At 50.7% G+C, this 25,863-nt stretch carries 27 protein-coding genes, 2 tRNA genes and 1 other annotated feature; all 29 genes read right to left on the bottom strand.

What is annotated here, in order from left to right; genetic code table 11:
- Positions 1-119: 119 nt before the first annotated feature.
- Complete coding sequence (locus I8U17_RS07300; protein WP_160173830.1) at positions 120-608, bottom strand: ribonuclease FAU-1 family protein; 489 nt, start codon at positions 606-608, stop codon at positions 120-122.
- A 96-nt stretch (positions 609-704) separates the two neighbouring features.
- Positions 705-781, bottom strand: a tRNA-Met gene (locus I8U17_RS07305).
- Positions 782-786: 5 nt separating this feature from the next.
- Positions 787-862, bottom strand: a tRNA-Met gene (locus I8U17_RS07310).
- A 435-nt stretch (positions 863-1,297) separates the two neighbouring features.
- Complete coding sequence (locus I8U17_RS18760) at positions 1,298-1,675, bottom strand: FtsB family cell division protein (protein ID WP_033100687.1); 378 nt, start codon at positions 1,673-1,675, stop codon at positions 1,298-1,300.
- Between the two features lies 1 nt (position 1,676).
- Entirely contained in the window at positions 1,677-2,240 is a 564-nt protein-coding gene (gene yabQ / locus I8U17_RS07320; protein ID WP_033100688.1) for a spore cortex biosynthesis protein YabQ, read from the bottom strand.
- Positions 2,237-2,527, bottom strand: a complete 291-nt coding sequence (yabP, locus tag I8U17_RS07325; RefSeq protein WP_033100689.1) for a sporulation protein YabP — start codon at positions 2,525-2,527, stop codon at positions 2,237-2,239. The genes yabQ and yabP overlap by 4 nt, the downstream gene beginning before the upstream one ends.
- A gap of 41 nt (positions 2,528-2,568) precedes the next feature.
- On the bottom strand, positions 2,569-2,853 hold the full coding sequence (locus I8U17_RS07330; protein ID WP_033100690.1) for an RNA-binding S4 domain-containing protein: 285 nt from the start codon (positions 2,851-2,853) through the stop codon (positions 2,569-2,571).
- Between the two features lie 278 nt (positions 2,854-3,131).
- A complete protein-coding gene (yabN, locus tag I8U17_RS07335; protein ID WP_198059209.1) occupies positions 3,132-4,598 on the bottom strand; it encodes a bifunctional methyltransferase/pyrophosphohydrolase YabN in 1,467 nt (488 codons plus the stop codon).
- 4 nt (positions 4,599-4,602) lie between these two features.
- A complete protein-coding gene (locus I8U17_RS07340; RefSeq protein ID WP_198059210.1) occupies positions 4,603-6,231 on the bottom strand; it encodes a putative polysaccharide biosynthesis protein in 1,629 nt (542 codons plus the stop codon).
- Between the two features lie 302 nt (positions 6,232-6,533).
- Complete coding sequence (gene spoVT, locus I8U17_RS07345) at positions 6,534-7,076, bottom strand: stage V sporulation protein T (RefSeq protein ID WP_033100693.1); 543 nt, start codon at positions 7,074-7,076, stop codon at positions 6,534-6,536.
- Between the two features lie 150 nt (positions 7,077-7,226).
- Entirely contained in the window at positions 7,227-8,222 is a 996-nt protein-coding gene (locus I8U17_RS07350) for a peptidylprolyl isomerase (RefSeq protein ID WP_033100694.1), read from the bottom strand.
- Entirely contained in the window at positions 8,209-11,751 is a 3,543-nt protein-coding gene (gene mfd / locus I8U17_RS07355; protein WP_198055988.1) for a transcription-repair coupling factor, read from the bottom strand. Before mfd ends, I8U17_RS07350 begins: the two co-directional genes overlap by 14 nt.
- Before the next feature lie 127 nt (positions 11,752-11,878).
- The gene (locus I8U17_RS07360) at positions 11,879-12,109 is read right to left on the bottom strand and encodes an anti-sigma-F factor Fin family protein (protein WP_033100696.1); all 231 of its coding nucleotides are present in this window, start codon (positions 12,107-12,109) and stop codon (positions 11,879-11,881) included.
- An 88-nt stretch (positions 12,110-12,197) separates the two neighbouring features.
- Positions 12,198-12,770, bottom strand: a complete 573-nt coding sequence (pth, locus tag I8U17_RS07365) for an aminoacyl-tRNA hydrolase (RefSeq protein ID WP_198059211.1) — start codon at positions 12,768-12,770, stop codon at positions 12,198-12,200.
- A 256-nt stretch (positions 12,771-13,026) separates the two neighbouring features.
- Positions 13,027-13,614, bottom strand: coding sequence for a 50S ribosomal protein L25 (locus tag I8U17_RS07370; protein WP_052154127.1), 588 nt, complete (start codon positions 13,612-13,614; stop codon positions 13,027-13,029).
- Positions 13,615-13,897: 283 nt separating this feature from the next.
- Positions 13,898-14,845, bottom strand: coding sequence for a ribose-phosphate diphosphokinase (locus I8U17_RS07375; RefSeq protein ID WP_033100698.1), 948 nt, complete (start codon positions 14,843-14,845; stop codon positions 13,898-13,900).
- Positions 14,846-14,870: 25 nt separating this feature from the next.
- A complete protein-coding gene (gene glmU / locus I8U17_RS07380; protein WP_198059212.1) occupies positions 14,871-16,253 on the bottom strand; it encodes a bifunctional UDP-N-acetylglucosamine diphosphorylase/glucosamine-1-phosphate N-acetyltransferase GlmU in 1,383 nt (460 codons plus the stop codon).
- Positions 16,254-16,399: 146 nt separating this feature from the next.
- Complete coding sequence (spoVG, locus tag I8U17_RS07385; protein WP_033100700.1) at positions 16,400-16,702, bottom strand: septation regulator SpoVG; 303 nt, start codon at positions 16,700-16,702, stop codon at positions 16,400-16,402.
- A gap of 118 nt (positions 16,703-16,820) precedes the next feature.
- Complete coding sequence (locus tag I8U17_RS07390) at positions 16,821-17,195, bottom strand: RidA family protein (RefSeq protein WP_033100733.1); 375 nt, start codon at positions 17,193-17,195, stop codon at positions 16,821-16,823.
- A complete protein-coding gene (gene purR / locus I8U17_RS07395) occupies positions 17,195-18,025 on the bottom strand; it encodes a pur operon repressor (protein ID WP_033100701.1) in 831 nt (276 codons plus the stop codon). Before purR ends, I8U17_RS07390 begins: the two co-directional genes overlap by 1 nt.
- Before the next feature lie 40 nt (positions 18,026-18,065).
- Positions 18,066-18,959 carry a 4-(cytidine 5'-diphospho)-2-C-methyl-D-erythritol kinase gene (gene ispE / locus I8U17_RS07400; protein WP_198055986.1) on the bottom strand — a complete coding sequence of 298 codons (894 nt, stop codon included), beginning with the start codon at positions 18,957-18,959 and terminating at the stop codon, positions 18,066-18,068.
- Positions 18,960-19,134: 175 nt separating this feature from the next.
- Positions 19,135-19,299, bottom strand: a complete 165-nt coding sequence (locus I8U17_RS07405; protein WP_370589224.1) for a small, acid-soluble spore protein, alpha/beta type — start codon at positions 19,297-19,299, stop codon at positions 19,135-19,137.
- Between the two features lie 148 nt (positions 19,300-19,447).
- Positions 19,448-19,729, bottom strand: a complete 282-nt coding sequence (locus I8U17_RS07410; RefSeq protein ID WP_033100704.1) for a Veg family protein — start codon at positions 19,727-19,729, stop codon at positions 19,448-19,450.
- Positions 19,730-19,856: 127 nt separating this feature from the next.
- The gene (locus I8U17_RS07415; RefSeq protein WP_033100705.1) at positions 19,857-20,330 is read right to left on the bottom strand and encodes a ribonuclease H-like YkuK family protein; all 474 of its coding nucleotides are present in this window, start codon (positions 20,328-20,330) and stop codon (positions 19,857-19,859) included.
- A gap of 34 nt (positions 20,331-20,364) precedes the next feature.
- On the bottom strand, positions 20,365-21,267 hold the full coding sequence (rsmA, locus tag I8U17_RS07420; protein WP_370589222.1) for a 16S rRNA (adenine(1518)-N(6)/adenine(1519)-N(6))-dimethyltransferase RsmA: 903 nt from the start codon (positions 21,265-21,267) through the stop codon (positions 20,365-20,367).
- Positions 21,255-21,821, bottom strand: coding sequence for a ribonuclease M5 (gene rnmV / locus I8U17_RS07425; RefSeq protein WP_232330957.1), 567 nt, complete (start codon positions 21,819-21,821; stop codon positions 21,255-21,257). The genes rsmA and rnmV overlap by 13 nt, the downstream gene beginning before the upstream one ends.
- 88 nt (positions 21,822-21,909) lie before the next feature.
- Positions 21,910-22,695: a TatD family hydrolase gene (locus I8U17_RS07430; RefSeq protein WP_033100735.1), complete on the bottom strand. Its 786-nt coding sequence runs from the start codon at positions 22,693-22,695 to the stop codon at positions 21,910-21,912.
- 17 nt (positions 22,696-22,712) lie between these two features.
- On the bottom strand, positions 22,713-23,264 hold the full coding sequence (gene lepB / locus I8U17_RS07435) for a signal peptidase I (RefSeq protein ID WP_198055984.1): 552 nt from the start codon (positions 23,262-23,264) through the stop codon (positions 22,713-22,715).
- 292 nt (positions 23,265-23,556) lie between these two features.
- Positions 23,557-25,539 (bottom strand): methionine--tRNA ligase, encoded by a 1,983-nt coding sequence (gene metG, locus I8U17_RS07440; RefSeq protein WP_033100707.1) that lies wholly within the window; start codon positions 25,537-25,539, stop codon positions 23,557-23,559.
- A gap of 46 nt (positions 25,540-25,585) precedes the next feature.
- Positions 25,586-25,820: a binding site (T-box leader), on the bottom strand.
- Positions 25,821-25,863: the final 43 nt, after the last annotated feature.

Below are 25,863 nucleotides of genomic sequence, written 5' to 3' on the forward strand. Positions count from 1 at the left end.
TGGGTACCGGGGCTCATTTGTTTGCGTCATAGTTTGTCGTTTTCAATCTGATTGGGCATGGGAGCGACAAAACTTCCAAAGAAAGGATCAGACGGGAAATCCTCCCTGTCGAAAACGGGCTATGTTCTGCGATGGTAATGATCAGTCAGAGGGTACATCTTCGCTTCGTGGATAAACGCCGGGATCAGCTTTCGTTCCGTTTGCAGGCGAATCATTTGATCGAGCGTGCGCAAGGCATGTACCTGCTGCCGCCGTTTCAGCTGCCCGCGCTCCACCGCATCGGCAAACTCATCGATGTCGATAAGGTGATAGCGCCCGTCCGGGTAGACGATCAGATCGAGCAGCAAATCGACCATCACATATTTCAGCCGGTTGACCTGGTACATTTGCATCACATCGCAATAGTAATACAGGAATTCACCGGAACGGCCAAACACTTTGGAAATCGTATATCCTTTGCGAACGAAATAATAGGTGAGAAAAATGCGCTCGCCATCCGGGTTGGCATATTGGGTGGCAAAACAATGGCGGCCACGCCAGTCTCGCACTTTTTCCGTATAGGTTTTATTAATCGTTGTAAATTTTATTTTTTTAATGGCGACATTCACACAACCACTCCCATGCTTTTCAAGCCGCAAAACGGCACAAAAAAAAGGCGATTTCCCACCCGCGCGGGCTTCCTCGCCTTCTCCTCGGTTTAAAATTGGTAGCGGCGGAGGGCCTCGAACCCCCGACCTCACGGGTATGAACCGTACGCTCTAGCCAGCTGAGCTACGCCGCCATGTTTGGTTGCGGGGACAGGATTTGAACCTGCGACCTTCGGGTTATGAGCCCGACGAGCTACCGACTGCTCCACCCCGCGACATTTTAATGAGCATCGCTGCGAACAATGTTTATTATACTGACAGTCCACTGCAATGTCAACAAATAAATTTATTTTTTTTATACGAAATTCTCCATGGCGGATAGAGAAGGTCTTTCCCTTGAAAATCCTTAACTTATTCAATTCTCCCGTCCGTTTCCGGTCATGTCATCCCGGCGGAAACCGCTTGAGCTTCTGTTCGCGAAACTCGCCGCTCCCTGTTTATACCGGTCTATCCTGTATGGTTCCCGGGATTCCCCCCGGACAAACTCATTCGCATCTACTTTTTCGATTTTCTGTAAAAGTCTGTTGCCGTCTCCCCCCTTCTGGGTTTGCTGAGCTTTCTCATAAAATCCTGCCGGCCGTCCTTCTCTTCCAGAAAAGAAGCCTCTTGCCCTTTCCCAAAAGCAAGAGGCTTCCCCTGGACACGACCCCTTAATCATCTCCGGTTGAATAAACTTCTTCACCCGGTTTCCCAAATCCCATTTTATGCGCCAATTCGAGCAGGTACTTTTCATCGTGCAACTTTTTGATCTCATCCTTCAGCTCTTTGGTGTGCCGCTGCCCGTCAGCCAGTTCCGCCTTTCTTTCCGCCAGGATCTTTTCCCTGTCCCAGATATGCACCTGCTGCACAATCAGCTCCACAATCGCCCAGCAGAAGAAGAGAACCATGGCGCCCAGCCAGATCAGGCGTCGCCGACGTACAACCGGGTGCAGCGATCTCTGCTTTCTCTCCCGGACTTTGGGCTTTTCCGATTCCTGTGATGTCCGACGAAACTGCAAAATGTTGTCGTTCATCCGATGAAAAGGCACGTTATCCACCCTTTGCTCTTATCTTATTCCACCATCGCTTTCCTCTCTGAATCAAGTTGCGACCTTTGATGAAGCAAGGCTCCAGCCAGCGCTGCACGGGTCGGTACAGCGGGCGTGCCAGCCACAGAAAGGGCATGAGCAACCACCTGATCACCTGAAGGGCAAACCGCAGAACCACGATGGCCAATTGCCAAAGAGAAAGGAGCGGCACCCAGAGACACAGGCGCAAAATCCGGAAGCAGAAGAACAAAAGCCGCTCCATCCCGTAAAGAAACAAACGGATCATTTTAGTGACCGTCCGGCTGAACCAGCGAAAGTACAAGAGAAAACCAACTCCGACGGCCACAAAAAAATAAAACCGCATCTCTCCCCAATTGCTCCAGAAGAGCAAACCGAACACAAGCCCCGCTGAAACAACCCAGTATAAAAGGTCGATCAGGGAAATGATCCAACCCCGCAAGCGGAACCGAATGGTCAGCACGCGATAAAAGTCCAAAAAAACGCCCAAGATCAGCCCGGAACTGAGCATGAGCCCCATCGTCAGCCATTGCGTGCCGAGGTTCACTTGAAGATCCTTCCCCAGATGCTTTTCGCTTTTTCCGAAGCGGGCATATGGACATCCAAATAGCTCATATCGATAATGTTGCCTTCGATGGAAACCCGCCCTTGATCGAGATCCAGATTTTTTATGTGCAAGTCTTGTCCGCGAATGCCAAGATACCCGTAGTCGGTTTGCAGCAAAAATTCTTCGCTGTCAAAACTCTCCACCCGGATCACACCGCTCACTTCGAGCGTATTCCGGTTGGTCAATACGATTTCATGCCGGGTTGCAGCCAAGACGTCTTCAACCATATCAAGTACCTCCTTCCTTGGTACCATGATATGGACAAAGCTTATAAATTAGAACTGGCCTGTTCCTCTTCCACGGTCGGCTCTTCTTTGACGATGGTAAACATCTGCCCCGCATCCTCTTTTTTGACGGATTCCCGGATCGCTTCGACCCGGGCTGTTACCGTTTTTTGGCCAAAACGGATGCTGATCTCATCCCCCACTGCCACATTTGTCCCGGCTTTTGCCGGCTTGCCGTTGACCGAAACCCGTCCCTGGTCGCACACTTCCTTGGCAAGCGTACGGCGCTTGATGAGGCGTGATACTTTTAAAAATTTGTCCAATCTCATGCTGTCACCTCATTTTTCAGGCGGCCGATGTGCATTGGATGGCAAGGATTCCGCCTCCAAACGGAAGGAATCCTGAAGAGGAAATTTGCTCCCGGACACTTGACGCTTACGGCAAAGCGATCAGAACCGCTGAAATCCCCCTCCGTCCCAATCCTGTATTTGCTTAATCAACACCGCCTGATCTGTCAGTTTTAGATTTTCTCATCAGAAGGGAAAATCCCTGCTTAGAATTTCACATTATTGACAAGATCCGGGAAGAAGCCGATTTTTCACCGGACCTACCGGTGTTTCTCTTTTTGTTTGGCTTCGTTCCACCATTCATCCATCTTCTCCAGCGTCAGATCTTCCAGGCGTTGGTTATGCAGAGCAGCCTGGTTTTCGATATGGCGAAATCTTCGTTCAAACTTGCGGCAGGCGTTTAAAAGCGCCAATTCCGGATCGACTCCAAGGAAGCGGGACAGATTGACAATCACAAACAGAAGATCGCCCAGCTCCTCTTCCTGTTCCGCTGCGGTCCGAGCCTGGTGCAGTTCCTTCAGTTCCTCCTGCACCTTTTCCAGCACTTCCTCTTTTTTCTCCCAATCAAACCCCACTTTTGCCGCCTGTTTCTGCTGTTCAAAAGCCATCATAAGCGCCGGCAGATGCTTGGAGACCCGATCCATGACCGACTTTTCCTGATGCCCTTCTTTTTCCTTCGCTTTGATCTTCTCCCAATTCACCTTCACATCCTCGGCGGTTTCCGCATGCTGCTCGCCAAAAACATGGGGATGGCGCCGGATCATCTTGTCATTCAGGCGGCCGATCACATCGTAGACATTAAATGTCCCCTCTTCACTGGCGATTTGCGCATGGAGCATCACCTGAAGCAAAACATCGCCCAGTTCATCCGCCATTGCATCGGCATCCCCCTGGCTGACGGCTTCCAAAAACTCATATGCCTCTTCAAGCAAATAGGGGCGCAGACTTTGGTGTGTCTGTTTGCGGTCCCACGGACAGCCCTCCGGACTGCGCAAATGCCGGATCACTTCCACCAAGTATTCAAAGCGGCGGTAGAGGGCTTTCTCTTCCTTGACCGGCGGAACATAAACGGAAGTCAGATCGGTAAAAGCCTCCACCCGGTCGAGTTCAAACAAGGGGAGCGTAACCATCTCTTCCATTCCTTCAATCCCCAAAGCCGTGGCAATCGTTACCTCGTACTCATCGGGATACACCTCCATCAGCGTGAGCTTCACATCGGAGGCAACAAAACGATCATATACCTGTGCGATCAGCACATGGGAGCGCGGATTGAGTTGTTCCGCAGTTAAACCCGTTCCATCCAAAAGGACAAACCCTTCGACCGGGTCGATTTGCAGCCGGGCAAACGCGGGATCCAAAAAGCTCCCGCTTCCCCCGCGTATATCGATCTCAATTCCTTTCCGTTTCCCCTGGTCGAGCAGCAATTGCACCGTCCGCTCAGCGACCATGGGATGACCCGGAACCGCATAGACAATCTCTTCCCCTGAAGCAAGCGCGAGCAACCGACTGGCAATTTCCCGGTAGACAGAAGGGAAGTCGGCGAATTCCTCATAGACGGAATCGAAAGAGGAAAAAGGAATCCCCTCCTGTTCCAGCCAGTTCACCACCGGATGCTTTGCCGTTCGCAGCCAGATCTTTTTCTTGTCTTTCAAAAGGCGAAGCGTGCCAAGCGACAACCCTGTTTCATCGCCAAATCCCAATCCGACAACCACAATTTTTCCGTTCATCGTTTCACTCCTTCAGCTCGAGCAGCCGCCACCTTTCCAAAAGCGGCAAAATTTTTTTTTCCAGTTTCGGCACTTTTTCAAGGTCGGCACGCGTCAACGCACCGAAGCGCAAAAGCGCCCACAAATAGACGACTCCCCCGATTCCCACGCAAGAGAGAGCGATCACGCTCATCGCCATGCGAGACTCGTCGCCGTCAACGAGGAGCGCCTTTAAGCCCAGCATCACCAGATAAACGACTGCCGCCATCCACGCGGTTGCCCAGATGGTTTTCAACGGCAGCCCCTTCAGGACGGTGGTTCCCCATTCCTTTTTGAGGGCAAACAAATTGAGTGCTGCCGTACAAGCAAAAGCGATGACAGTGGCAACCGCCGCACCGCGGATGCCCAGCAGAGGGATCAGCCACAGATTGAATCCCAGTTTCACGGCTACTCCGATGAGCAAGGTCACCGCCGGTACATAAACCCGGCCCAACCCCTGCAAAATGCCGGTTGTGGTATGCACGAGTACGGTAAAAATCGCGACAAAGGCCAGGATCGACAGCGCATCTGTACCGGCAGCATCCTTAAAGAGCATCACATTGACAGGTTCGGCAATCACCGCCAAGCCGACCGATGCCGGCAGTCCCAGCATCCACGTCAGACGCAGGGCCAGCTGCGCCCTCTCTCCGGCCATCTGATCCTGTTTGCGCGCTCTTGCTTCCGCAACGGCGGGCACGATGGAAAGAGAGATTGCCGTCGCAAAAAAAGAGGCAAATTGAATCAAAGGCTGCCCCCGGTCAAAAATGCCTTTAGCAATCACCGCCTGATTCAAGCTCAAGCCGGAATCAACCAGCAGATTGGCAATCGTAAAGGAATCCACCAGGGAAAAGAGCGGCAGCACCAGCGCACCGAAGCAGACCGGTAAAGAAATCGAGATAATGGAAACGACGATGCTCCTTATGGAAGATTTGCTTCGCGGTCCTCCCGATACGTTCCGGCTGTACTCTTCTGCCCGGTTTTTGCGCATAAAAAACAGGAGTACAGCGATGGCTCCAACTGCACCCGTTGTCGCACCGAAAACGGCCCCGGCACCGATCTGCGCAAACCCGAAGCCCGTTCTGGTCAGATACCAGGAGAGAGCCAGAATCGTCGCCACGCGGATCAACTGCTCCACTACCTGTGACAGAGCTGTCGGAGCCATGTTCTGATACCCCTGGAAAAAACCCCGAATCGCTGAAGCAGCCGGAACGAGCAAAAGAGCAAACGATACCGCTTGAATGGGCAGGGTTAACAAGTTCCTGTTTCCCATCCATTCAGCCAGCTTCCCCGCTCCGAAAAAAAGAACCAGAAAGAAAACAAATCCGATGAGCAGAAGCGACACCAGAGCAATCCGGAAAATTTGTCGCGCTTCCTCTTCTTTTTCCTCGGCCAACTTTTCTGAAACCAATTTGGAGATGGCTGTCGGGAATCCGGCCGTCGCCAGGATCAACAGCACACTGTACAAGGGGTAAACTTGTTGATAGACAAACATCCCTTCATTGCCGGTGATATTTTGATACGGAATCCGGTAAAGGGCGCCAAGTATTTTGCTGAAAAAAGCCGCCAGCCCCAATATGGCCGCCCCGCGAACAAAAGATGATTGCAGTTGTGCCATAACGTTCCCCTTTCACTCCGCTATCCTTCCCATTATACAAGGAGTGAAAAAGGCCCGCAAAGAAAAAGTGGCAGTGCTGAGCTGGTCATAATCCGGCACAATCCGGGGATGAAGCCAAAAATGCGTGAATCATGGTGACACCGATGAACAGCCATTCGAAACGCAGGGAAGCGGGGGATGTCCGCCCATCGGACTGAAATGCACTTTTGCAGAAAAAAAGCAGGTGTCATTTACCTGCAAATTTACCTGTACAACCATTTTGGGGCTTTCAGGCCGGCAGCCAAGCGCTTCATGCTTCATCTCTAGTGTTCCATCTGCTTGCCGAGAAACGATGCCGCCGTTCCGGCCACCTTCACTTCCAATTCGCCCAGCCTGACTCCCTCTTTTTTTGAAAAAATCACCACGGCTCCGATGGGATCTCCTCCTGCGATGATCGGGACGATGCAGTAGGATTGGTATTCTTCTTGCATCCCCTTGAAAATCTCCGCCTTCCCCGGCACGGTCTCCAAATGGGTCCGGCGCTGCTCCATACAGGATTCCACCGTCTCACTGATCGGCTTATCCAAGTATTCCTTTTTGGATACTCCTGCCGCCGCGATCACCCCATCCCGATCGCAAATCACCGTGGCATGCTGCAAATTCTCAAACAGCGCTTCCGTGTATTCCTGTGCAAAATCGCCCAACTCGCCGATTGGGGAATACTTCTTCAAAATGACTTCGCCATCGCGGTCAACAAAAATCTCAAGCGGGTCACCTTCGCGAATGCGCAGTGTTCGACGAATCTCCTTGGGGATCACAACACGTCCGAGGTCATCAATTCGGCGAACAATGCCGGTTGCTTTCATAAACACGAGTTCCTCACTTTCCTAAAAATTTTTAGTAGTTCTGGTTAAATTAGTTCTAACGCCCATAGTATTGTTCTGCTTCCAATTAATTATGTACATAAAAAAAGCAGAGTCCGATTGAACTCTGCTTCAGATCAAACGATTTGATTGTTACGCGGGCAAAAGCGATTTGAACTTCAAGTCACTTTTAACCAGGTTGTTGTAGATTTCTTCCCGCTTTTGGGCTTTGACATCATCCGGGGCATCGGCAATCGGTTTCTGCTGTCGGTCCAGCACCTTGATGATGTGATAGCCGTAAGAGGTTTTGACAGGATCGCTCACTGTATTCAGAGGCAATGTTTTGCATGCTTTGGAAAACTCAGGTACAAACTGGTCAACCGATCCCTCGATCACCCCACCGTTATCCTTGGAGCCGGGATCATCGGAATACTGCTTGGCCAGTTTGGCAAAATCACCGCCAGCCGCCAGTTTTTTCTCAACTTCTTCGGCCCGTTTCTTGGCATCGGCATCAGAACGCTTCGGCTGCTGGTTTTGTCCATCCCCGACGGCGATCAGAATATGGGCCGCCTTCACCCAATCATATTTGTCACCTTTCATCTGCTCATCGTAGTACTCATTTACTTTATGGTAATCGACGAAGAACTGTTGGAGTTCCTCTTTCGTAAATCCTTTTCCTTTGATGGCATCCGCCAGATTTTTCGGCGCTTTGGAGCCTTCTGCCTGCGGTGCGTTTTTCAAACCATTTTCAATATCGCTCATGGTTTGATCCGCTTCCTTGTCATACTTTGGATCATCCTTGACCTTGCTCACCATATATTGTCTGGCCGCATATTCTTTTGCCAGCTCTGCCCGCAACTGATTCTGCTTATCCTTCATCGAAGACATCATCAGCCCCAACTGCGGATCAAGGAAAGCGATAATATTGATATAGCGATTGAGTTCCCCTTCCGTCACTTTCCCTCCGTTATACTCCGCCACCACTTTTTTCCCCGTCGTACTGAGCGGCTTGAATTCCGTCACCTGCTGTGAATTCTCCTTGTCAGCGGTATCCTGGTTGCTCTGTGTGGCGGCACATCCGCCGGCAACAATCGAGACAATCAAAATTAATGCTAACAGTCCCGCGATCCATTTTTTACCCAGTCGCATTTTTAACGGCTCCTTTCAGTTTGGGAACGTCTTTATATTTTATCAAAAACTGTTCCACCATTTCTAATGCCCTCTTTGAAGACATTCCTTTCACTTTGAAGACAACCCCGATTTTTTCTCCTGTGGAGAAGCGAATTTTTCCCGGGAAATCTTGCGCGATTTGGAAAAGCTTTTGTCCGTCGATTTTCTCGTTTTGCGAAGGGTGAAACAGAAGGGAGATATCCCCGTCCTTTTGCTCGATGGCTTCAATTCCGCAGGACATCGCAAAAGCCTTGATTTTCGCGATTTTCAAAAGCATCTGCACCGGTTCCGGTAAATCGCCGAAACGGTCTTCGATCTCCTCTTCCAGATCACTGACCTCATCCAATTCGGTTACTCCGCGAATTTTTTTGTACAGCTCGATTTTCTGCTTCTCATCCCGGATATACCCTGACGGCAAATAGGCGTCAACGCTGAGATCAATCACCGGTTCACCCGGCTGTTCCTGCACGTTTTTCCCCTGAAGCTCATTGATCGCTTCCTTCAGCATCTGACTGTAAAGCTCAAATCCGACAGTGGCAATATGTCCATGCTGTTCCGCCCCCAAAATATTACCCGCACCGCGGATGGACAAATCCCGCATGGCGATTTTAAACCCGGACCCGAGCTCAGTAAATTCCTTGATCGCTTGCAACCGTTTTTCCGCCGTTTCCGAGAGCACTTTATCCCGCTGATACGTAAAGTAGGCATACGCGATCCGGTTGGAACGGCCGACACGTCCGCGCAATTGGTACAGCTGGGACAAGCCCATCTTATCCGCATCATAAATGATCAGTGTATTGACATTTGGAATATCGACGCCCGTTTCAATAATGGTGGTACTTACCAGTACATCAAACTCACCGTCAAGGAAGTCGAGCATAACCTTTTCCAGTTCCGTTTCCGGCATTTGCCCGTGCGCGACCGCCACGCGTGCTTCCGGCACGAGCATGCGAATTTGCTCGGCCATCTGTTCGATGTTCTGCACCTGATTATACAAAAAGTAAACCTGTCCTCCGCGCGCCAATTCCCGCTCCACAGCTTCACGCACGAGTGCGGCCGAGTACTCCAGAACGTACGTTTGCACCGGGAAACGGTTTTCCGGCGGCGTCTCGATCACCGACAGGTCGCGCACGCCCATCATCGCCATGTGAAGGGTGCGCGGAATGGGGGTTGCCGACAAGGTGAGCACGTCGATGTTGTGTTTCAACTGTTTGATCTTTTCTTTGTGCTTTACGCCAAACCGCTGTTCTTCGTCGATGATCAACAGTCCCAGATCCCGGAACGTGATATCTTTGGAAAGCAAACGGTGTGTCCCGATCACAATGTCCACTGTACCATTCGCCAAGCCTTCTATTGTCTCCTTTTGTTCCTTGCGGGAACGGAAGCGGCTCAATACATGGATCTGCACCGGAAAACCGGAAAACCGCTCACGGAACGTTTCAAAATGCTGCTGTGCCAGGATGGTGGTCGGAACCAGCACCGCAACCTGCTTCCCGTCCATGGTCGCCTTGAAAGCGGCACGAATCGCCACCTCCGTTTTTCCGTAACCCACATCCCCGCACAGAAGGCGGTCCATCGGTTGTTCTTTCTCCATGTCCTGTTTAATCTCTTCAATCGATCGGAGCTGATCCGGCGTTTCCTCATACGGGAACATCGCCTCAAACTCTTTCTGGTAGGGCGTATCTTTCGCAAAGGAATAGCCTTTGGCCTGTTGCCTTTTTGCATAGAGTTCAATCAGATCCTGGGCAATATCCTGCACGGAGGTGCGAACCTTGTTTTTCACCTTGCTCCATTCGCTGCCGCCCAAACTGTAGACTTTGGGTGCTTTTTCCTCACTGCCGATATATTTTTGCACTTGGTCGATCTGCTCAACGGGAACGTAAAGTTTATCGTTGCCGGCATACTGAATGTGCAGATAATCCTTGTGCATTCCACCTACATTCAGCGTTTCAATCCCGACATACCGACCGATCCCGTGATTTACATGCACCACATAATCGCCCGGCTTCAGTTCCTGATAATCCTTGATCTTCTCGGCATGATCCAGTTTTACGTGGCGTCTTGTCCGCCTTTGCTTCTGAGTAAAGACTTCGCTCTCCGTCACAACCGCCAAGCGGATGCCGCTCATTTCAAATCCGTTTTGCAAGGTGCCGACCCGAATCACCGGTTTTCCCGGGAGCGGCAGATGTACGGGATTGTCACGTTCGATTTTCATCCCGTAATCAGCCAGCACGCGTTCCAAGCGTTCCGCCCGCTCTTCGCTGCTGGCCAGGAAGAGGACGCGATACTGCGCCTTGACCCAACGGTCCCACTCTGTCTTTAAAACGTGCATCTGTCCGTGAAACTGTTGCATGCTGCGACAGATCGCCTGAATGATATTCTGTGGTTGGACACCGGGAATCTGCCTCATAAACAGTGATAAAAAAATGCGTTGAGGCCGGCTTTTTAAGATTACTTCATCATACGGAAGGGAAATTTTGAGTTGAGGCAAAAATTCCCCTTGTCCCAAAAGCGCGGTTTGCCATTCTCCTTCTTCGCGTTCCATCTGCTTGGCGCTTTCCATGATCCTGGTCGGTTCATCCAGAATCATCACGGTCTCCTTTGGCATATAATCCAGCAGACTTTCATAATTCGGATAAATGCAATCAATATACTTGTAAATACCGGCAAACACTGCTCCGGATTTCAGTTGTTCAATATCGTATCCGATCGAACTGGTCAATTTCTGTTTCAACGCAGAATTTTTTACGTTAGCCAGACGTTCCGCCAACAGCTTTTCCACTTGTTCTCCCGCTTGGTAGAGCCGGTCGGCATCGGCAAACAGCTCTGTCGCCGGAGGCAACAGGACTTCTTGCCATTTGTCGATCGATCGCTGGTCGGAAACAGAGAAAGGGCGAATCGAATCGACTTCATCGTCAAACCATTCGATCCGTACAGGTCTGGCAAAATTGACGGGATAAATATCGACGATTCCCCCGCGGACACTGCATTCACCCGGCTTTTCCACCATGTCGACCCGCCGGTAACCGATTTTGACCAATTGTTCAACCAATGGTTCAATTTCTTGCACCATTCCTACTTTTAAATGAACATGATTTTGCGCAAATACGCTTTTCGGTGGAAATAACTTCCGCAGCCCTGAGAACGGAACGATCAACACTCCGTTAAAACCGAGTGACAACCGCGACAACACATCGATCTTGTCACCGAGTGTCTCATGGCCTGCCATGGCAATTTCCGTTGTCACCAACTCATTGGCCGGATAGAGAAGCACTTCTTCCTTGGGCAGGATCTCCTGCAGATCATCTGCCGCTTTTTGCGCCTGATTGAGATTGTGGCAAACGAGCAGCATCGGCCGTTTGCTTTCCTGGTAGACTGCGGCGATATACAACATGCGGGCGGTGCCGGTAAGTCCGGAGACCAGCTGATCTTTCAGTCCGGCTTTAAGCCCCTCCACCGTTGACTGGAAGTCATGATCTTGTTTAAATATATGGATCAACGGCATCATCAGATGTTCCTCCCCTTTTCAAAAACTTCAATGTGAAATAGAAAAGAAGCCTTAGCTCTCAACAGCCAAGGCCGTTTTTTCGGTATAATCAGAAAAATACCCGCCATCAGGTTATTCATTTGCCATGTCAATGGTAAAGGGATGGATACAGCAAACGTTCTGGGTCGCGCTCCAGCACCTGCTGGCATGCTTCGCAGGTGACACGCACCACCTGATTTCCATCCATATCATTGGATATTATATCGTTCCGTTCATCCGGGGTCAACTGATCAAAGCCGAGATCCGTTTCGGACAAGACGGTTTTCTCAATCGTTCCGACGGGATATCCACAATGGCGGCAAACATAGTGTATGGCCATAAGGCTGCCTCCCTAACGCCAATTTTGCTATTAGTATCACCGCAAAAGAACAGAATATACCTGGTGCAGCGCCGGGAGACAATGATGTTCAGGACTGTTTTCGCATATTGTAAATATTCATCGCTTCGAGAAAAGTGGAACTGAGCCAACGTTCTACGGCATCTGCCGAGCGCACGACTGCATCGGATATCTTCTCCAATTCGGCGGAAGAAAATGTGCCCAGCACATAATCCGGTATAGGAACCGGGCTTTCCGGCCTGCCGATGCCGATCTTGATCCGCTTGAACTGATCGCTGCCCAGATGAGCGATAATTGATTTCATCCCGTTATGTCCGCCGGCGCTTCCTTTCAGTCGCAACCGAATTTGTCCAGGCGGCAGGTCCAGGTCGTCGTAAATGACGCATAAATCTTCCAGATCCGCCTTCAGCCAGTCCATTGCCGGACGGACGGCTTCACCAGATAAATTCATATAAGTCAAGGGCTTCATGAGGATCACCTTTTCCCCCCGGATCACCCCTTCTCCCACTTCCGCATTCCACTTTTCTTTTGTGACGGGAATTCCCCATCGCCGGCTCAGTTCGTCAATCACCCAAAAGCCGATATTATGACGGGTCCTGGCATACTTGATGCCCGGATTCCCCAACCCTGCAATCAATTTCATGCTGTTCCTCCTCAAGTCTGGCAAGCCTCAACCCATTGGAAGGATGAGGGACGGTTTTTACTCCATTTTTTTATTTTCTCAGATCAGCCGCAAATTAAAAAGGCTTCCCCTTTGCAGATTATTGTAAATGTAAACAGCTTTTTCTGTTGCCAATTTTACAACGGATCACATCAAATTCAAAATATCCCGTTAAACAGGTGCAAAAAAAGCGAGAGGATATAAAAAAAGCGCAACCGGGAAAGTTGCGCGTCGGGGATCACTCGTTTTCTTTTTCGTTTTCTTCTTCCGCCTCCTGCGAAACTTCTCCTGCCTGAGGAGGCACGATGCTGACAACAACGGCTTCCGGGTCTGCCAGGAGCTCAACCCCCTCGGGGAGATGCAGATGATTCAGCGATAAGCTATCCCCCATTTCCAAGCCGCTGATGTCCAGTGTCAATTCCTGCGGCAACCGGTCGGGCAGGGTGCGGACTTCGACCGTGCGCAGATGTTGTTCAACGATGCCTCCCGCTTTCGCTCCCGGAGCTTCCCCTGTGAGAACGAGGGGAACTTCTGCATCAATCGGCCGGTTTTTCTCCACTTTGAAGAAATCGATATGCAGCAGGCGATCTTTAACCGGGTCTCTCTGGATGTCTCGAACCATTACACGATAAGCTTTTCCTTCCAAACGCAGATCAGCAAAGCCTCTTGCCCCGAGTTTGCGAACCTCGCTTTCCGCCACGTGAATCAACTCGGGGGAAAAATCCTTCCCATACAGGACTGCGGGTATTCTGCCTTCCCGGCGCAACCGGTTTATATATCCCTGCGTTGTTCTTTCCCGCTTCTCTGCTGTAATGGCAACTGACATAACCAAACATCCCCTTTCTTGAGTAAGGGTATACCCGGATCATCGGCTTCCTAAACTTCAGCTGCCGTCAACCGGCAAAAAAAGTTCCATCTCCCGCAAACACCGGAACAAATCTCAAAAAAGGAAAGCGCTTTCTCTGTTTTGCAAAAGTACAGGTGTGTTACAGGTTGGATCGTGATGTCCCCTTAACCTCCCCACATCGATGGTCGGTGAAAGGGGCACCACTCCCCACCCGAGTTTGCCGGTTTTCATCCCGATTTGGTTTGGCATCATGTCCGTTTTCTCAGTCAAACAGCTTGCTGACCGATTGCTCATTATGAACGCGCAAAATGGCCTCCCCCAGCAAAGCAGCAACAGACAAGACCTTAACCTTGTCCAATTGCTTGTTTTCCGACAGCGGAATCGTATCGGTTACCACCATCTCTTTGAGATTGGAATCACGGATTCGGTCAATGGCCGGACCGGAGAAGACCGGATGGGTACAGCAAGTGTAAACTTCCTTGGCGCCATGCTCCATCAAGGCGTTGACGGCCAGCGTGATCGTTCCGGCGGTATCAATGATGTCATCAATAATGATGGCTGTTTTTCCTTTTACATCTCCGACAATGTTCATCACTTCAGCCACGTTGGGTTCGGGCCGGCGCTTATCGATGATCGCAATCGGCGCTTCCAAACGCTCAGCCAAACGACGAGCCCGAATCACACCACCGTGGTCGGGGGAGACAACAACGACATCGGTTAAGCCCTTGCTTTTGAAATAGTCTCCGAGGATCGGCACACCCATCAGGTTATCCACTGGGATATCAAAAAAGCCCTGAATCTGTGTTGCGTGCAAATCCATTGTAATCACGCGGTCGGCTCCGGCTGTTTCGATCAGATTGGCCACCAGTTTGGCCGTGATCGGATCGCGCGCACGGGTTTTGCGATCCTGGCGGGCATAGCCGTAATAGGGAATCACCACATTAATCGTTCCCGCGGAAGCTCGGCGCAGCGCATCAACCATGACCAATAGTTCCATCAGGTGCTGGTTGACAGGATCACAGGTGGATTGGATCACATACACATCGGAGCCGCGCACACTCTCATTCAGTTTGACATGAATTTCCCCATCGCTGAATTTGCCGACATGGGCATCACCGAGCGGGATCCCGATATGATCGCAAATCGCCTTTGACAAAGCGGGATTGGAATTGCAACTGAATACCTGCAAGCGAGAATTACCTGTCGACATAAGCTGAAGTTCCTCCAATTTCATTTCATTTGGCTGAGCGTTTTTCTTTTAATTTTTGCGCGTAACCCGGTTTGTTGGTTTGCCGCTCACGCGCAATCGCCAGGGCATCTTTCGGCACATTGTCCGTAATGGTTGAACCGGCGGCCACATACGCCCCTTCTTCCACCTTAACCGGAGCCACCAGGTTAACATTGCAGCCGACGAACGCCCCGTCCTCAATCACCGTTTTGTGTTTATTCAGTCCATCATAATTGACCGTGATCACACCGCAACTGACATTTACATTCTCTCCCACATCTGCATCTCCTACATAGGCGAGGTGAGAGATTTTTGTACCGTTTCCGATATTGGCTTTCTTCAGATCGACAAAACAGCCCACTTTGGTGTTGGCACCCAGATCCGTTCCGGGACGAAGATAAGCGTAAGGCCCGACTTTGGCCTGCTCCCGGATTTTGCTGCCTTCAATCACGGCATAGCGAATCCGGGCTCCGTCCGCCACCACCACATCGGACAAATCGGCTTGCGGCCCAATGTGGCAACCTTCACCAATGACCGTTTTGCCCCGCAAAAACGTTCCCGGTTCAATCACGGTATCCGGTCCGATCTCCACATCTGCTTCAATATACGTACTTGCCGGGTCAATGATTGTCACACCGCTTCTCATCGCTTTGCGCAAAATGCGCTCACGCATCTGTTTCGCCGCTTCGGCCATCTGAACGCGGTCATTCACACCCATCGCTTCATCCGGATCATCAAGAATTTCTGCGCGGATCGGCTGCCCCTGCTCACGCAAAATGGCTACGACATCCGGCAGGTAATATTCGCCTTGAGCATTATTATTATTAACGAGAGAAAGTGCAGAAAATAATTTTTGATTATCAAAACAATAAGTTCCGGTATTAATTTCCTTAATGGCCCGTTCTTCTTCCGACGCGTCTTTTTGCTCGACAATGCGGTCGACTTGGCCGTCCTCCCGGCGCACGATCCGTCCATAACCGGTCGGGTTCTCCATGACCGCCGTCAGCACGGTCGCTGCCGCACCTGAAGCACGATGGTTTTCCAGCAGCTTCCTGAATGTTTCCGCGGTAAAGAGAGGATGGTCACCGTTGATCACCAAGGTGATTCCCTCTTCATTTTGCAAAAGAGGCCTTGCTTGCATGACTGCGTGGGCCGTTCCCAGCTGCTCCTTCTGATCGGCAAATAAAACCCGGTCACCCAGATGTTCTTTAACCGCTTCCGCCTGGTGCCCGACGACAAGAATGGTTTTTTCCGTCTCAAGTTCATCCAAAGTATCTAGAATATGGTCGATCATCGGTTTTCCGCAAACGGGATGAAGGACTTTGTGTTTTCGTGATTTCATCCGCGTCCCTTTTCCAGCTGCCAATATCACCGCATAAACATGTTGCATGAACAAAGCGCCCCCGTTTCTCGAAACTTCCTCCCTGAATATATCGCATCATATGTAGGATTGCAACCAAACCGGTCTTTAAACTTTCGCAACAAAAAAGAACCCGGGGCACGGGTTCCTCTTCCTGATTTATCATTTTCCAACCATCACAAAGCTTTTTGCGCGTTGATATTCATCTGTTCTGCCGCTTCGAGTTCGCCGGCCTTGCGATACTCTTCCAGAACAGCCGCCTCGATCTTCTCCCGGCTGACCGGAGAAATCGGATGGGCAATATCGCGAAATTCGCCATCCGGAGTCCGTTTGCTCGGCATGGCAACGAACATCCCGTTATTGCCATCGATCACTCGAATATCATGCACCACAAACTCGCTGTCAATCGTAATCGAAGCAATCGCACGCATTCGACCTTCACGGTTGACTCTGCGTAAACGCACATCAGTAATTTCCATCTGATCCCACCACCTGTTTCCTATGATGACTAATCATTTCTAAATTACCTATTCGAGGCGACGGGACCAATTCCTCCCATAAATAGACAGTATTAGTAAATTTCTCTTGTTTTCCAATCTATTTCTTCTTGGCAATGACCTCCATCTCAATCAGGACATCTTTGGGCAAACGGGCAACTTCTACGCAGGAGCGAGCCGGCTTATGCCCGGAAAAATATTGGGCGTAAATCTCATTGATTTGCTGGAACTGATTCATGTCTTTTATGAAAATCGTCGTTTTAATGACATGGTTGTAATCACTTCCGGCTGCTTCCAGCACAGCTCCGATATTTTTAAGAACCTGGTGCGTTTGTGTCGCAATATCGGATCCGGCGAGTTCCCCCTCGGGCGTGAGCGGGATCTGCCCGGACGTGAAAATCAACTCTCCCAGTTCAACCGCCTGTGAGTAAGGACCGATTGCCTGCGGCGCTTTTTCCGTTTGCACTTGTTTGATCATGCCCATCTCTCCCTGTTAAAAATATTTCCCAAATCGACTTGTACTCTCCGTTCCTTCACATCCAGTTCCCTGACTTGGACCAATGAGGCATAAGCGTCGACCAACCGTTCCCTGGCCGGGGCTTCCAGCATCACTCCGACACCGACGACCTCTGCGTTAAACTCGTTCAGAAGATCGAACATCCCCCGCACCGTGCCACCCGCCTTCATGAAATCATCGACAATGAGCACGCGTGAACGCTCGGACAAGCTCCGCTTTGACAGAGACAGCTGCCTCATCCGTTTGCCTGAACCCGACACTGTGTTGACCGTCACAACCGATCCTTCCGTCACCCGATAGTCATAGCGCGCTATCACCACGGGGGCGCGAAGGTAAGCCGCTGTCGCATAAGCGATGGGGATTCCTTTGGTTTCGACGGTTAAAACGGCATCGATTTTTTTGCCGCCGAATACCGAGGCGAAAATGCGGCCCATCTCGTTGACCAAGGTTGTGTCTCCCAACAGGTCGGAAAGGTATAAAAACCCTCCCGGCAAAATTCGTTCGGGATTGCTCAGCCGCTCGCACAATCCTTGAATCACGTGAAGAGCCTGATCCCGGCCGATATCCGGAATATATCTCACGCCGCCTGCCGCACCGGCCACCGTCTCTAATTCGCCATTTCCTTCTGCTTTCAACACTTCATCAATGATGTCCAAATCCTCACTGATCGAAGATTTGGCCGCATGGTATCGCTCAGCAAAAGTCGTAAGCGGAATTAAACGGTATGGCTGGACCAGTAATTGGCGGGTCATGTCAACCAGTCTCGCGCTCCGTTTCCACTTATCCATTCCATACCTCCGAAGTCCTAATATTCCTGACCGAAATATATCATTTTGTTCGGATTCCATCAAGCACACTTTCCGTGCGTACTCCCAGCATGCGCACGCAATAGACTTGCCGGCAAAATCCCCGAAGGCTGTTTACAATCCGTCTCGCCCGCGATTCTTGCCTTATCAGGGCAAAAACCGTGGGTCCGCTGCCGGACATTAACACGCCATCGGCTCCGAACTCTTTCATCTTCTTCTTGATCTTGCCCACATCCTCATGCATTTCCATCGTCACCGGCTCCAACACATTCCCCAACAGACGAACCATGTGATCGTAATCTCGTTTTCTCAGCGCCTCTGCCATTTGTTCTGTTTCCGGGTGCTCCGCGATTTCATCCACTTTCAGACGTCCGAATACATCCGCCGTGGAAACGCCGTGCCCCGGCTTGGCCAGCACGACCCAGCAGGGCGGCGGCGGAGGCAACGGGGTGAGGATCTCTCCCCGTCCTCTGGCGATTGCAGTGCCTGAATAAACGCAAAAAGGAACGTCCGAACCGATTTCCGCTCCGATGGCTGCCAGTTCTTCATCGCTCAAACCCAGCCCCCATAACCGGTTCAGCCCGCGCAGGGTTGCCGCCGCATCGCTGCTTCCCCCGGCGAGTCCCGCTGCTACCGGAATATGTTTATCAATTCGGATATGTATCCCGCGCTTGATCCCGATTTTCTCTCTCAGAAGAACGGCGGCGCGATAAGCGAGATTCCGTTCATCCTGCGGCACGAGTCCCGAACTGGATTCCAGTGTGATGGACGAGCTTTCCTTTTCAAACAAATCGATTCTGTCAAACAGATCGACTGTCGTCATCACCATTTCCAGTTCATGGTATCCATCCTGCCGTTTATAAAGGGCATCCAGTGTCAGATTTATTTTGGCCGGTGCTTTGACTGAAACGAGCAATTCTCTTCCCCCCAGTGCACCAACTGATGATTTCTCCGTTGTTTAACAAGAGCGGTTGACCAGACTTTCCTTATTTTATCACGATCGGTTCGCCAGAAGTATGAAAAGAAATCGGGTGTAACCATCCAGACAAGAAAAGCCCAAGGGAAATATCCCTTTGGGCTTCTTACCCTGTTTACTTTCCTGAATCTCTCGCAGCCAAATGTTCTTCGGCGATCTGAATCGCCCGTTTCACCATGTTTCCCGCATCGCGGGTTCTGATTCCACCCCAGCCTTCACGCTGAACCACATCGTAAAAGCCGAGGTCTTTGGCCAACTCATACTTAAAGGCTTCTGACATCACTCCACCACGCCGACGTGCCAAGTGATCCCCTCCTTTTCGGATTCAAGAACAAGTCACAGGGCATCCCTAGTATGACAAATTCAACGCATTTTTATGTAAGCGCTTTCACATCGTGAAAAAAAAGAACACACCGAAATGTGTTCCATTATTGAGATGTTTTCACGTATTTCACGGGAATTTGTTCGTTATTGTTATTAAAAACAGTGAGTTCCACTGATTCTGTCAGTATATCTGCATAGCTGTAAGAAACTCGGTTGAAAGAATGGTCTTCATCCAACTTGACAACGAACACGGAGGGGTAAGTCTCTTCGAGAATCCCGGTCCGTTCAACGGTCTTACGGCGTCCGCTGTTTGCTTTTAAGCGGATTTTTTGTCCGATGTATCCCTCAAGAGTACACTTGATTTCGGTTAACGCGTTTTTGCCCATTGGTCGACCACCTCACTTATAGAAGATTATACTACAAGCGAGGTGCAAAGTCAAACGAAGTATTATAGCAGGGGGACAAACTTCTTGTCAATGGGATTCTGCATAATTTTTTGCCATAAAATAAGACTCACTTGGTAAAACGGTCAGCCACGGCACTGGCCGCAAAAGATTCCGGCTTGATCTTGGCCGTATAGCCGACAGACGTGACCCAACCGACCACTTCCTGAATCAGTTTTCTCGTCTCCCCCTGCTGCCCCACATCCAAGTGGATCTCCATCGGAATGTTGACGGAAAAACCAAAGAACCCTTTTTCCTTCAGCAGTTCCACCACTTTCAAACTGTATTCCGTCTCGCGATAAATGCGGTAACGGAGATCACGCATCGCGTTATGGCGAATCTTCGCATAGTAGAAAGTGGCACCTTTGCCGATGCGCTGCACAATTACGGCCGTGACGTAGATGGTCTCCCGCTCGCGCGTTTGCGAGTCGGTGCCGATCACCATCTTATAGCTGGCCTTCGGGTCTTCCTGAATATATTCCTTAATCTCCGCAATCATGTGATCAAGACTGCGTCGGCCCTTACGAGGATGATAAAAGTTCACGGAAAAACCCCCAACGATTTAGGATGGTTTGATCCTACACGTCGAGTCTGAGGTTCGTATCCGCTTTTGCATCTATTACTTCGGTTAATCGTGCATATTCCGCCAGGTCTAATGTTTCTCCGCGTCGTTTCGGATCAATATCCGCCTCACGAAGCAACCTCTCCACTTCCGCTTTGTCCAGGCTGGTGAGGAGATTGGCATGAAGCGAATTCAACAGAGTTTTGCGCCGCTGAGCAAAAGCTGCTCGCACGATTTTGAAAAAGAGTGACTGATTTCCAACTTCGACCGCAGGTTGATCGCGGATGGTTAAACACGCCACTGCGGAATCCACCTGTGGACGGGGAACGAAAACATGACTTGGAACGCGGGCCACTTCTTTTGCTTCAGCAAAATACTGCACCAGTACGCTCAGCGAACTGTAATCCTTCGTTCCCGGCTTCGCAGTCATGCGGTCGGCCACTTCCTTCTGGATCATGATGACGATATTTTTGAGCGGCAGTCTCTCCGTGAGCAGCCTGATCACAATCGGGGATGTGACATAATAGGGAAGATTGGCGACCACATGAAGGGAATTCACTTCCTGAAAATATTCATCCACCAGAGCATGAAGATCGACGGTCAAAGCATCTCCATGAACTATTTCCACCTGCGGCCGGGTTTGAAACAAATCCTTCAAAACCGGAACCAACCGGCCGTCAATTTCAACAGCAACCACTTTTTTCGCTTGATCGGCAATGCGCTCGGTCAGAGCGCCGATCCCAGGCCCGATCTCAATCACTCCCGAATCGGGGGTTAAATCCGCTGCGCGAATGATCTTGTCCAGGACATGGGAATCAGTGAGGAAATTTTGGCCCAAGCTCTTTTTTAGTATGATTCCATATTGGTTAAGAATATCCCTCGTCCGTACAGAAATCGGTTTTTGCGTCATCCCTTCCATCCTTCCTCCTCTGCTGCCATGGCTTGCAGCAGTTCTTCACGCGAAATGCACAGCACTTGCAGACGACGGTAAAATTGCTTGGCATTCCCGTAACCAATCCCCAAACGCTCTGCGATCCGTTCTCTGCGTTTGCGCGAATCGCTCCCGCCGGCAAAACCCAATTCATAATATTCTTCCCAGGTGAGCGGCGGCTCTGGCTCCTCCCCGTCCCATTCGGCGCGAACGGACTGGAGCGCCTTGGCAATCGCCTCCGCCCCGGCGTGTTCAATGCCGATTTTACCCTTCCCTGCGGCTTCGCTTTGCGGCAAAAAGGCGTGTTTCACCCCGGCCACATTTTCCGAAATGATGCGCCGGATCCGTTCTCCGGCATAGTCAGGGTCGGTAAACACGATCACTCCCCGCTTTGCCTGCGCCCGTTTTATCTCGGCAAGCACCTCTTCTCCCAGCGCCGAGCCCCGCGTTTCAATTGTATCGGCTTCGACGGCGCGCCTGATCGCCAATGTATCGTTTTTTCCTTCTACGACAATAACTTCTTTCAACTTCGGACGTGACAAAATAAGCTACCTCTTTCCAGGACTGTATTTCAAACTGAACTTTGAAAGAAGGGAGCACTGGACCCAGGCTCCCTTTTGTTTCGCTTCGTCAAGCGTTCAGCACTTTTTCAAGTTTAAACAGACGAATCGCATTGGCCCGGGTGGCCTCGGCCAGTTCTTCCGGGCTCATCCCGCGCAATTCGGCAATCTTCTCGGCCACGAGCCGGACGTATCCCGTTTCATTCCGTTTGCCGCGATAGGGATGCGGCGCCAGATAGGGGCAATCCGTCTCGATGAGCAGACGATCAAGCGGAACCTCTTTGGCCACCTCTTTCGGTTCTTTTGCATTCTTGAAGGTGACAGGACCGCCCAACCCGATCATGAAGTTCAGTTTCAACACTTCCTCCATGATGCGAAGGTCGCCGCCGAAACAATGCATGACTCCTCCCACTTCTTCGGCATGTTCTTCCTTTAGTATGCGCACAACGTCCTCATGGGCATCCCGGTCATGAATGATGATGGGAAGCCCTGTCTCCTTCGCCAGAGCGATCTGCCGGCGAAACACCTGCGCCTGCACATCGCGGGGGGAGTTGTCCCAATAATAATCAAGCCCCATTTCCCCCAGTGCAACCACTTTGGGATGGGTGGTCAGTGAGCGAATCCATTCCAAATCGGCATCGGTGCAATCTTTGGCATCATGGGGATGCCAGCCGACAGCGGAATAGATGAACTCATATTCCTCGGCCAATTTCAGGGATGTCGCAATGGTTTCCTTGTTGTATCCGACATTTAAAATCGTTTGCACGCCATATTCCTCACGCGCCCGCCTGATCACTTCCGCCCGGTCCCCGTCGAATTTGGGATCGTTCAGATGGGCATGGGTGTCAAACAACATCACGGCTGAATCCTCCTCTATCGCTGGGTCGCCAGAGACAGTAAATGGATGCGGTTCACCGGCAATACAACCACATCAGCCCGGCCCACTACCGCGCTGATGTCAACCGGGCCGATCATGCGGCTGTCAAGGCTGTTGTTGCGGTTGTCTCCCATGACGAACAAATGGTGAGCCGGAACGATCAAATGCTTGTAACTTCCGATCGCATCATTCATCGCCCCGTTGATATAAGGTTCGTCAAGCGGTTTTTTGTTTCGGTATACCTTTCCGTTTTTAATATCGATCTGGTCTCCCGGCAAACCGATGACCCGTTTGATAAAATCGCGGCCTTCATTGGTATGAAAGACGATAATATCTCCATAATCGGGCATATCGACACGATAAATCCATTTATTTACAATCAGCAGCTCATCGCCTTTCAGTGTCGGTTCCATGGATTGACCGTTTACTTCATACGGGGCAAACAAATACCCGCGAATGCCAAAGGCAATCAACACCGCCACGGCAATGGCCACAAACCACTCCAATGCGGTCACCCATTTTTTCGATGAGCTTTTCGGATCCGCCATCAAAAAACCTCCTGTATGAAAAAATTTCGAACCAGGTTCTATACCAAATTCACTGTCTGGCCGTTTTTGTAATGGACAGACCGTTTTTTCCCCTTGGTTTCTGAAAGCGGAACAGGCAAAAGAAGTTCCTTGCATCCATTTCAAGGAACCGATTCACTTCAACTTCTGGCATAAAAATCACCGCGTGCCGGGGTAGTGGCCCGAAGTGTGTGGAGAATCGGGACATGGCGCCTCCCAACCTCCCGGAACAATCGGTCAGGAGGGCCCGCTCCCTTCTCAAATCATGCTTGGGTTATTTCACTTTGGTTCCGTTGGGAATGTCACCGGAAACCGTCGCCAAAACCAGCCGGTCCTGATCAGAAGCGGCCAGAATCATCCCTTCGGACAACTCCCCACGCAATTTGACCGGTTTCAGGTTGACCACGCAAATCACTTTTTTGCCGATCAAATCCTCCGGCTTATAATGTTTGGCGATCCCAGACACCACCTGGCGCTTTTCCGACCCCAGGCACAATTGCAGTTTCAGCAGGCGATCCGCATTTTTCACCGGCTCAGCCTGGATCACCTCGGCAACACGCAGTTCAACTTTGGCAAACTCGTCGATCGAGATCAGCCCTGCCGCTTCATCCTTCTCTTTTATTGTTTTCTCTGCTTCCGTTTTTTCATCCGGTTTGAGGGTTGATTTGCTGATCATGTTTTTAATCTCCTCCACTTCTGTTTTAACATCGAGTCGGGGAAAAATCGGTTTTCCTTTCTGCGTTTTCGTACCAGCCGGCAGCACTCCAAACTGCTTGAGCGTATCCCATTCGGTCAGCGGGCCTTCCTCTATCCCCAGCTGCTGCCAAATTTGTTTGGGTGCCCTTGTCATAAAAGGCTGAATCAAAATGCCGACCATTCTCAGCACCTCAAGCAAGTGGTAGAGAACCGAACCGAGAACATGCTTCTTCTCTTCATCTTTGGCCAGGTTCCACGGCTGGGTTTGCTCAATATAACGGTTGCCGAAGCGAACCAGTTCCCAGATGGAAGTCAGTGCAACAGAGAACCGGAGGTTTTCCATCGCTTCCTCCACTTTCTCCACCGTTTTTCTTGCGAAGTCGATCAGCGGCCGATCATGCTCAGTGGCTCCTTCAACCTGCTTTGGTACCACTCCGCCGAAGTATTTCTCCACCATGGTCAGGGTCCGATGCAGCAAATTTCCCAGATCATTGGCCAAATCGGCGTTCACCCGCTCGACAAACGCCTCGGCCGTAAAGATTCCGTCTGCGCCAAACGGGACTTCACGCAACAGATAATAGCGGATCGGATCCAATCCGTATCGGTCGATGAGCGGAACGGGGTCAACGACATTTCCTTTTGACTTTGACATTTTTTCTCCCCCGACCATGAAGAACCCATGGGCAAAAACCTTTTTCGGCAGCGGCAATCCGAGAGCCATCAGGAAAATCGGCCAATAAATCGTATGGAAGCGAACAATGTCCTTGCCAACCAGATGAACGTCGGCCGGCCAATACTTTTCAAAACGGGCAGCGAGCGCGGGATCGTCGGACAGATAGCCCACTGCGGTAATATAGTTGGTCAGGGCGTCCAACCAGACATAAACAACGTGCTCCGGGTCGTCCGGCACCGGAATTCCCCAATCGAAAGTGGTTCGGGAAATGCTCAAATCTTCAAGCCCCGGCTTGAGAAAGTTCTGGATCATTTCATTTTTGCGGGATTCCGGTTCAATGAAGTCCGGATTGGCCTCATAATGTTGCAGTAAGCGATCCACGTATTTGCCCATCCGGAAGAAATAACTTTTCTCCCTGATTTTCTGGATGGGACGATTGCAATCGGGGCACTTGCCATCTTTCACCTGGCGGTCAGTGAAGAAGGATTCCTCATGAACACAATACCATCCTTCGTATTCACCCAGGTAAATATCACCTTGGTCAAGCAATTTTTTAAAGATCTTTTGCACCACTTTTTTGTGGCGTTCCTGTGTCGTGCGGATAAAATCATCGTAGGAAATGTCCAGCTTCTGCCACAATCTTTGAATTTCATTCACGTTTTCATCCAAAAACTCCTGCGGGGTCTTCCCTGCCTCCTGGGCCGATTTTTGAATCTTTTGCCCGTGCTCATCTGTCCCGGTCAAGTACATCACATCGTACCCGCGCAAACGTTTGTAACGCGCCATCGCATCTCCGGCCACCGTCGTATAGGTATGACCAATGTGAAGTTTGCTGTTGGGATAATAAATCGGTGTCGTCAGATAAAAGGTCTTCTTGGCTTCACTCATTCCCACATACTCCTTTCCCGTTTTTAAAATAAAAAATCCCGCCCGTCATTGGGGCGAGATCTGTGCACGCGGTACCACCCAAGTTCAGCACCTGCTTTGTCGGCAGATGCCCTCAGACGCCTTTTAACGTCGGCACACGTTCTTCCCTAGTCCGGAGAACCTCCATTTCAGGAAGAAGTCTCAGGGGCCATGTTCATCCGCTTCCGCTATGCTGGCTTCCACCTGTCCCAGCTCTCTGGAGATAGCGTCCACCGACTACTCTTCCCCTTCACAGACTTTGATTCTTTCCATTGATTACGGATCAAGATCTTTTTCCTATTATAC

This window comes from Thermoactinomyces sp. CICC 10521 (assembly GCF_016055135.1).
GTDB lineage: Bacteria > Bacillota > Bacilli > Thermoactinomycetales > Thermoactinomycetaceae > Thermoactinomyces_A > Thermoactinomyces_A daqus.

What these genes read in the sequence shown, in the direction of transcription:
- I8U17_RS07430 (WP_033100735.1), bottom strand. Translation starts at nt 22,695, where the DNA reads ATGTTGTTTGACACCCATGCCCATCTGAACGATCCCAAATTCGACGGG.
- I8U17_RS07340 (WP_198059210.1), bottom strand. Translation starts at nt 6,231, where the DNA reads ATGGCACAACTGCAATCATCTTTTGTTCGCGGGGCGGCCATATTGGGG.
- yabP (WP_033100689.1), bottom strand. Translation starts at nt 2,527, where the DNA reads ATGGTTGAAGACGTCTTGGCTGCAACCCGGCATGAAATCGTATTGACC.
- glmU (WP_198059212.1), bottom strand. Translation starts at nt 16,253, where the DNA reads ATGCAACATGTTTATGCGGTGATATTGGCAGCTGGAAAAGGGACGCGG.
- I8U17_RS07410 (WP_033100704.1), bottom strand. Translation starts at nt 19,729, where the DNA reads ATGGGCAAAAACGCGTTAACCGAAATCAAGTGTACTCTTGAGGGATAC.
- yabN (WP_198059209.1), bottom strand. Translation starts at nt 4,598, where the DNA reads ATGAACGGAAAAATTGTGGTTGTCGGATTGGGATTTGGCGATGAAACA.
- I8U17_RS07405 (WP_370589224.1), bottom strand. Translation starts at nt 19,299, where the DNA reads ATGTCAGAAGCCTTTAAGTATGAGTTGGCCAAAGACCTCGGCTTTTAC.
- I8U17_RS07370 (WP_052154127.1), bottom strand. Translation starts at nt 13,614, where the DNA reads ATGTCAGTTGCCATTACAGCAGAGAAGCGGGAAAGAACAACGCAGGGA.
- spoVG (WP_033100700.1), bottom strand. Translation starts at nt 16,702, where the DNA reads ATGGAAATTACTGATGTGCGTTTACGCAGAGTCAACCGTGAAGGTCGA.
- lepB (WP_198055984.1), bottom strand. Translation starts at nt 23,264, where the DNA reads ATGGCGGATCCGAAAAGCTCATCGAAAAAATGGGTGACCGCATTGGAG.
- rsmA (WP_370589222.1), bottom strand. Translation starts at nt 21,267, where the DNA reads ATGGAAGGGATGACGCAAAAACCGATTTCTGTACGGACGAGGGATATT.
- I8U17_RS07350 (WP_033100694.1), bottom strand. Translation starts at nt 8,222, where the DNA reads ATGCGACTGGGTAAAAAATGGATCGCGGGACTGTTAGCATTAATTTTG.
- I8U17_RS07375 (WP_033100698.1), bottom strand. Translation starts at nt 14,845, where the DNA reads ATGTCGACAGGTAATTCTCGCTTGCAGGTATTCAGTTGCAATTCCAAT.
- pth (WP_198059211.1), bottom strand. Translation starts at nt 12,770, where the DNA reads ATGAAATTGATTGCAGGGTTGGGGAATCCGGGCATCAAGTATGCCAGG.
- I8U17_RS07330 (WP_033100690.1), bottom strand. Translation starts at nt 2,853, where the DNA reads ATGAGATTGGACAAATTTTTAAAAGTATCACGCCTCATCAAGCGCCGT.
- purR (WP_033100701.1), bottom strand. Translation starts at nt 18,025, where the DNA reads ATGGATAAGTGGAAACGGAGCGCGAGACTGGTTGACATGACCCGCCAA.
- mfd (WP_198055988.1), bottom strand. Translation starts at nt 11,751, where the DNA reads ATGATGCCGTTGATCCATATATTTAAACAAGATCATGACTTCCAGTCA.
- spoVT (WP_033100693.1), bottom strand. Translation starts at nt 7,076, where the DNA reads ATGAAAGCAACCGGCATTGTTCGCCGAATTGATGACCTCGGACGTGTT.
- I8U17_RS07360 (WP_033100696.1), bottom strand. Translation starts at nt 12,109, where the DNA reads ATGGCCATACACTATGTTTGCCGCCATTGTGGATATCCCGTCGGAACG.
- metG (WP_033100707.1), bottom strand. Translation starts at nt 25,539, where the DNA reads ATGAGTGAAGCCAAGAAGACCTTTTATCTGACGACACCGATTTATTAT.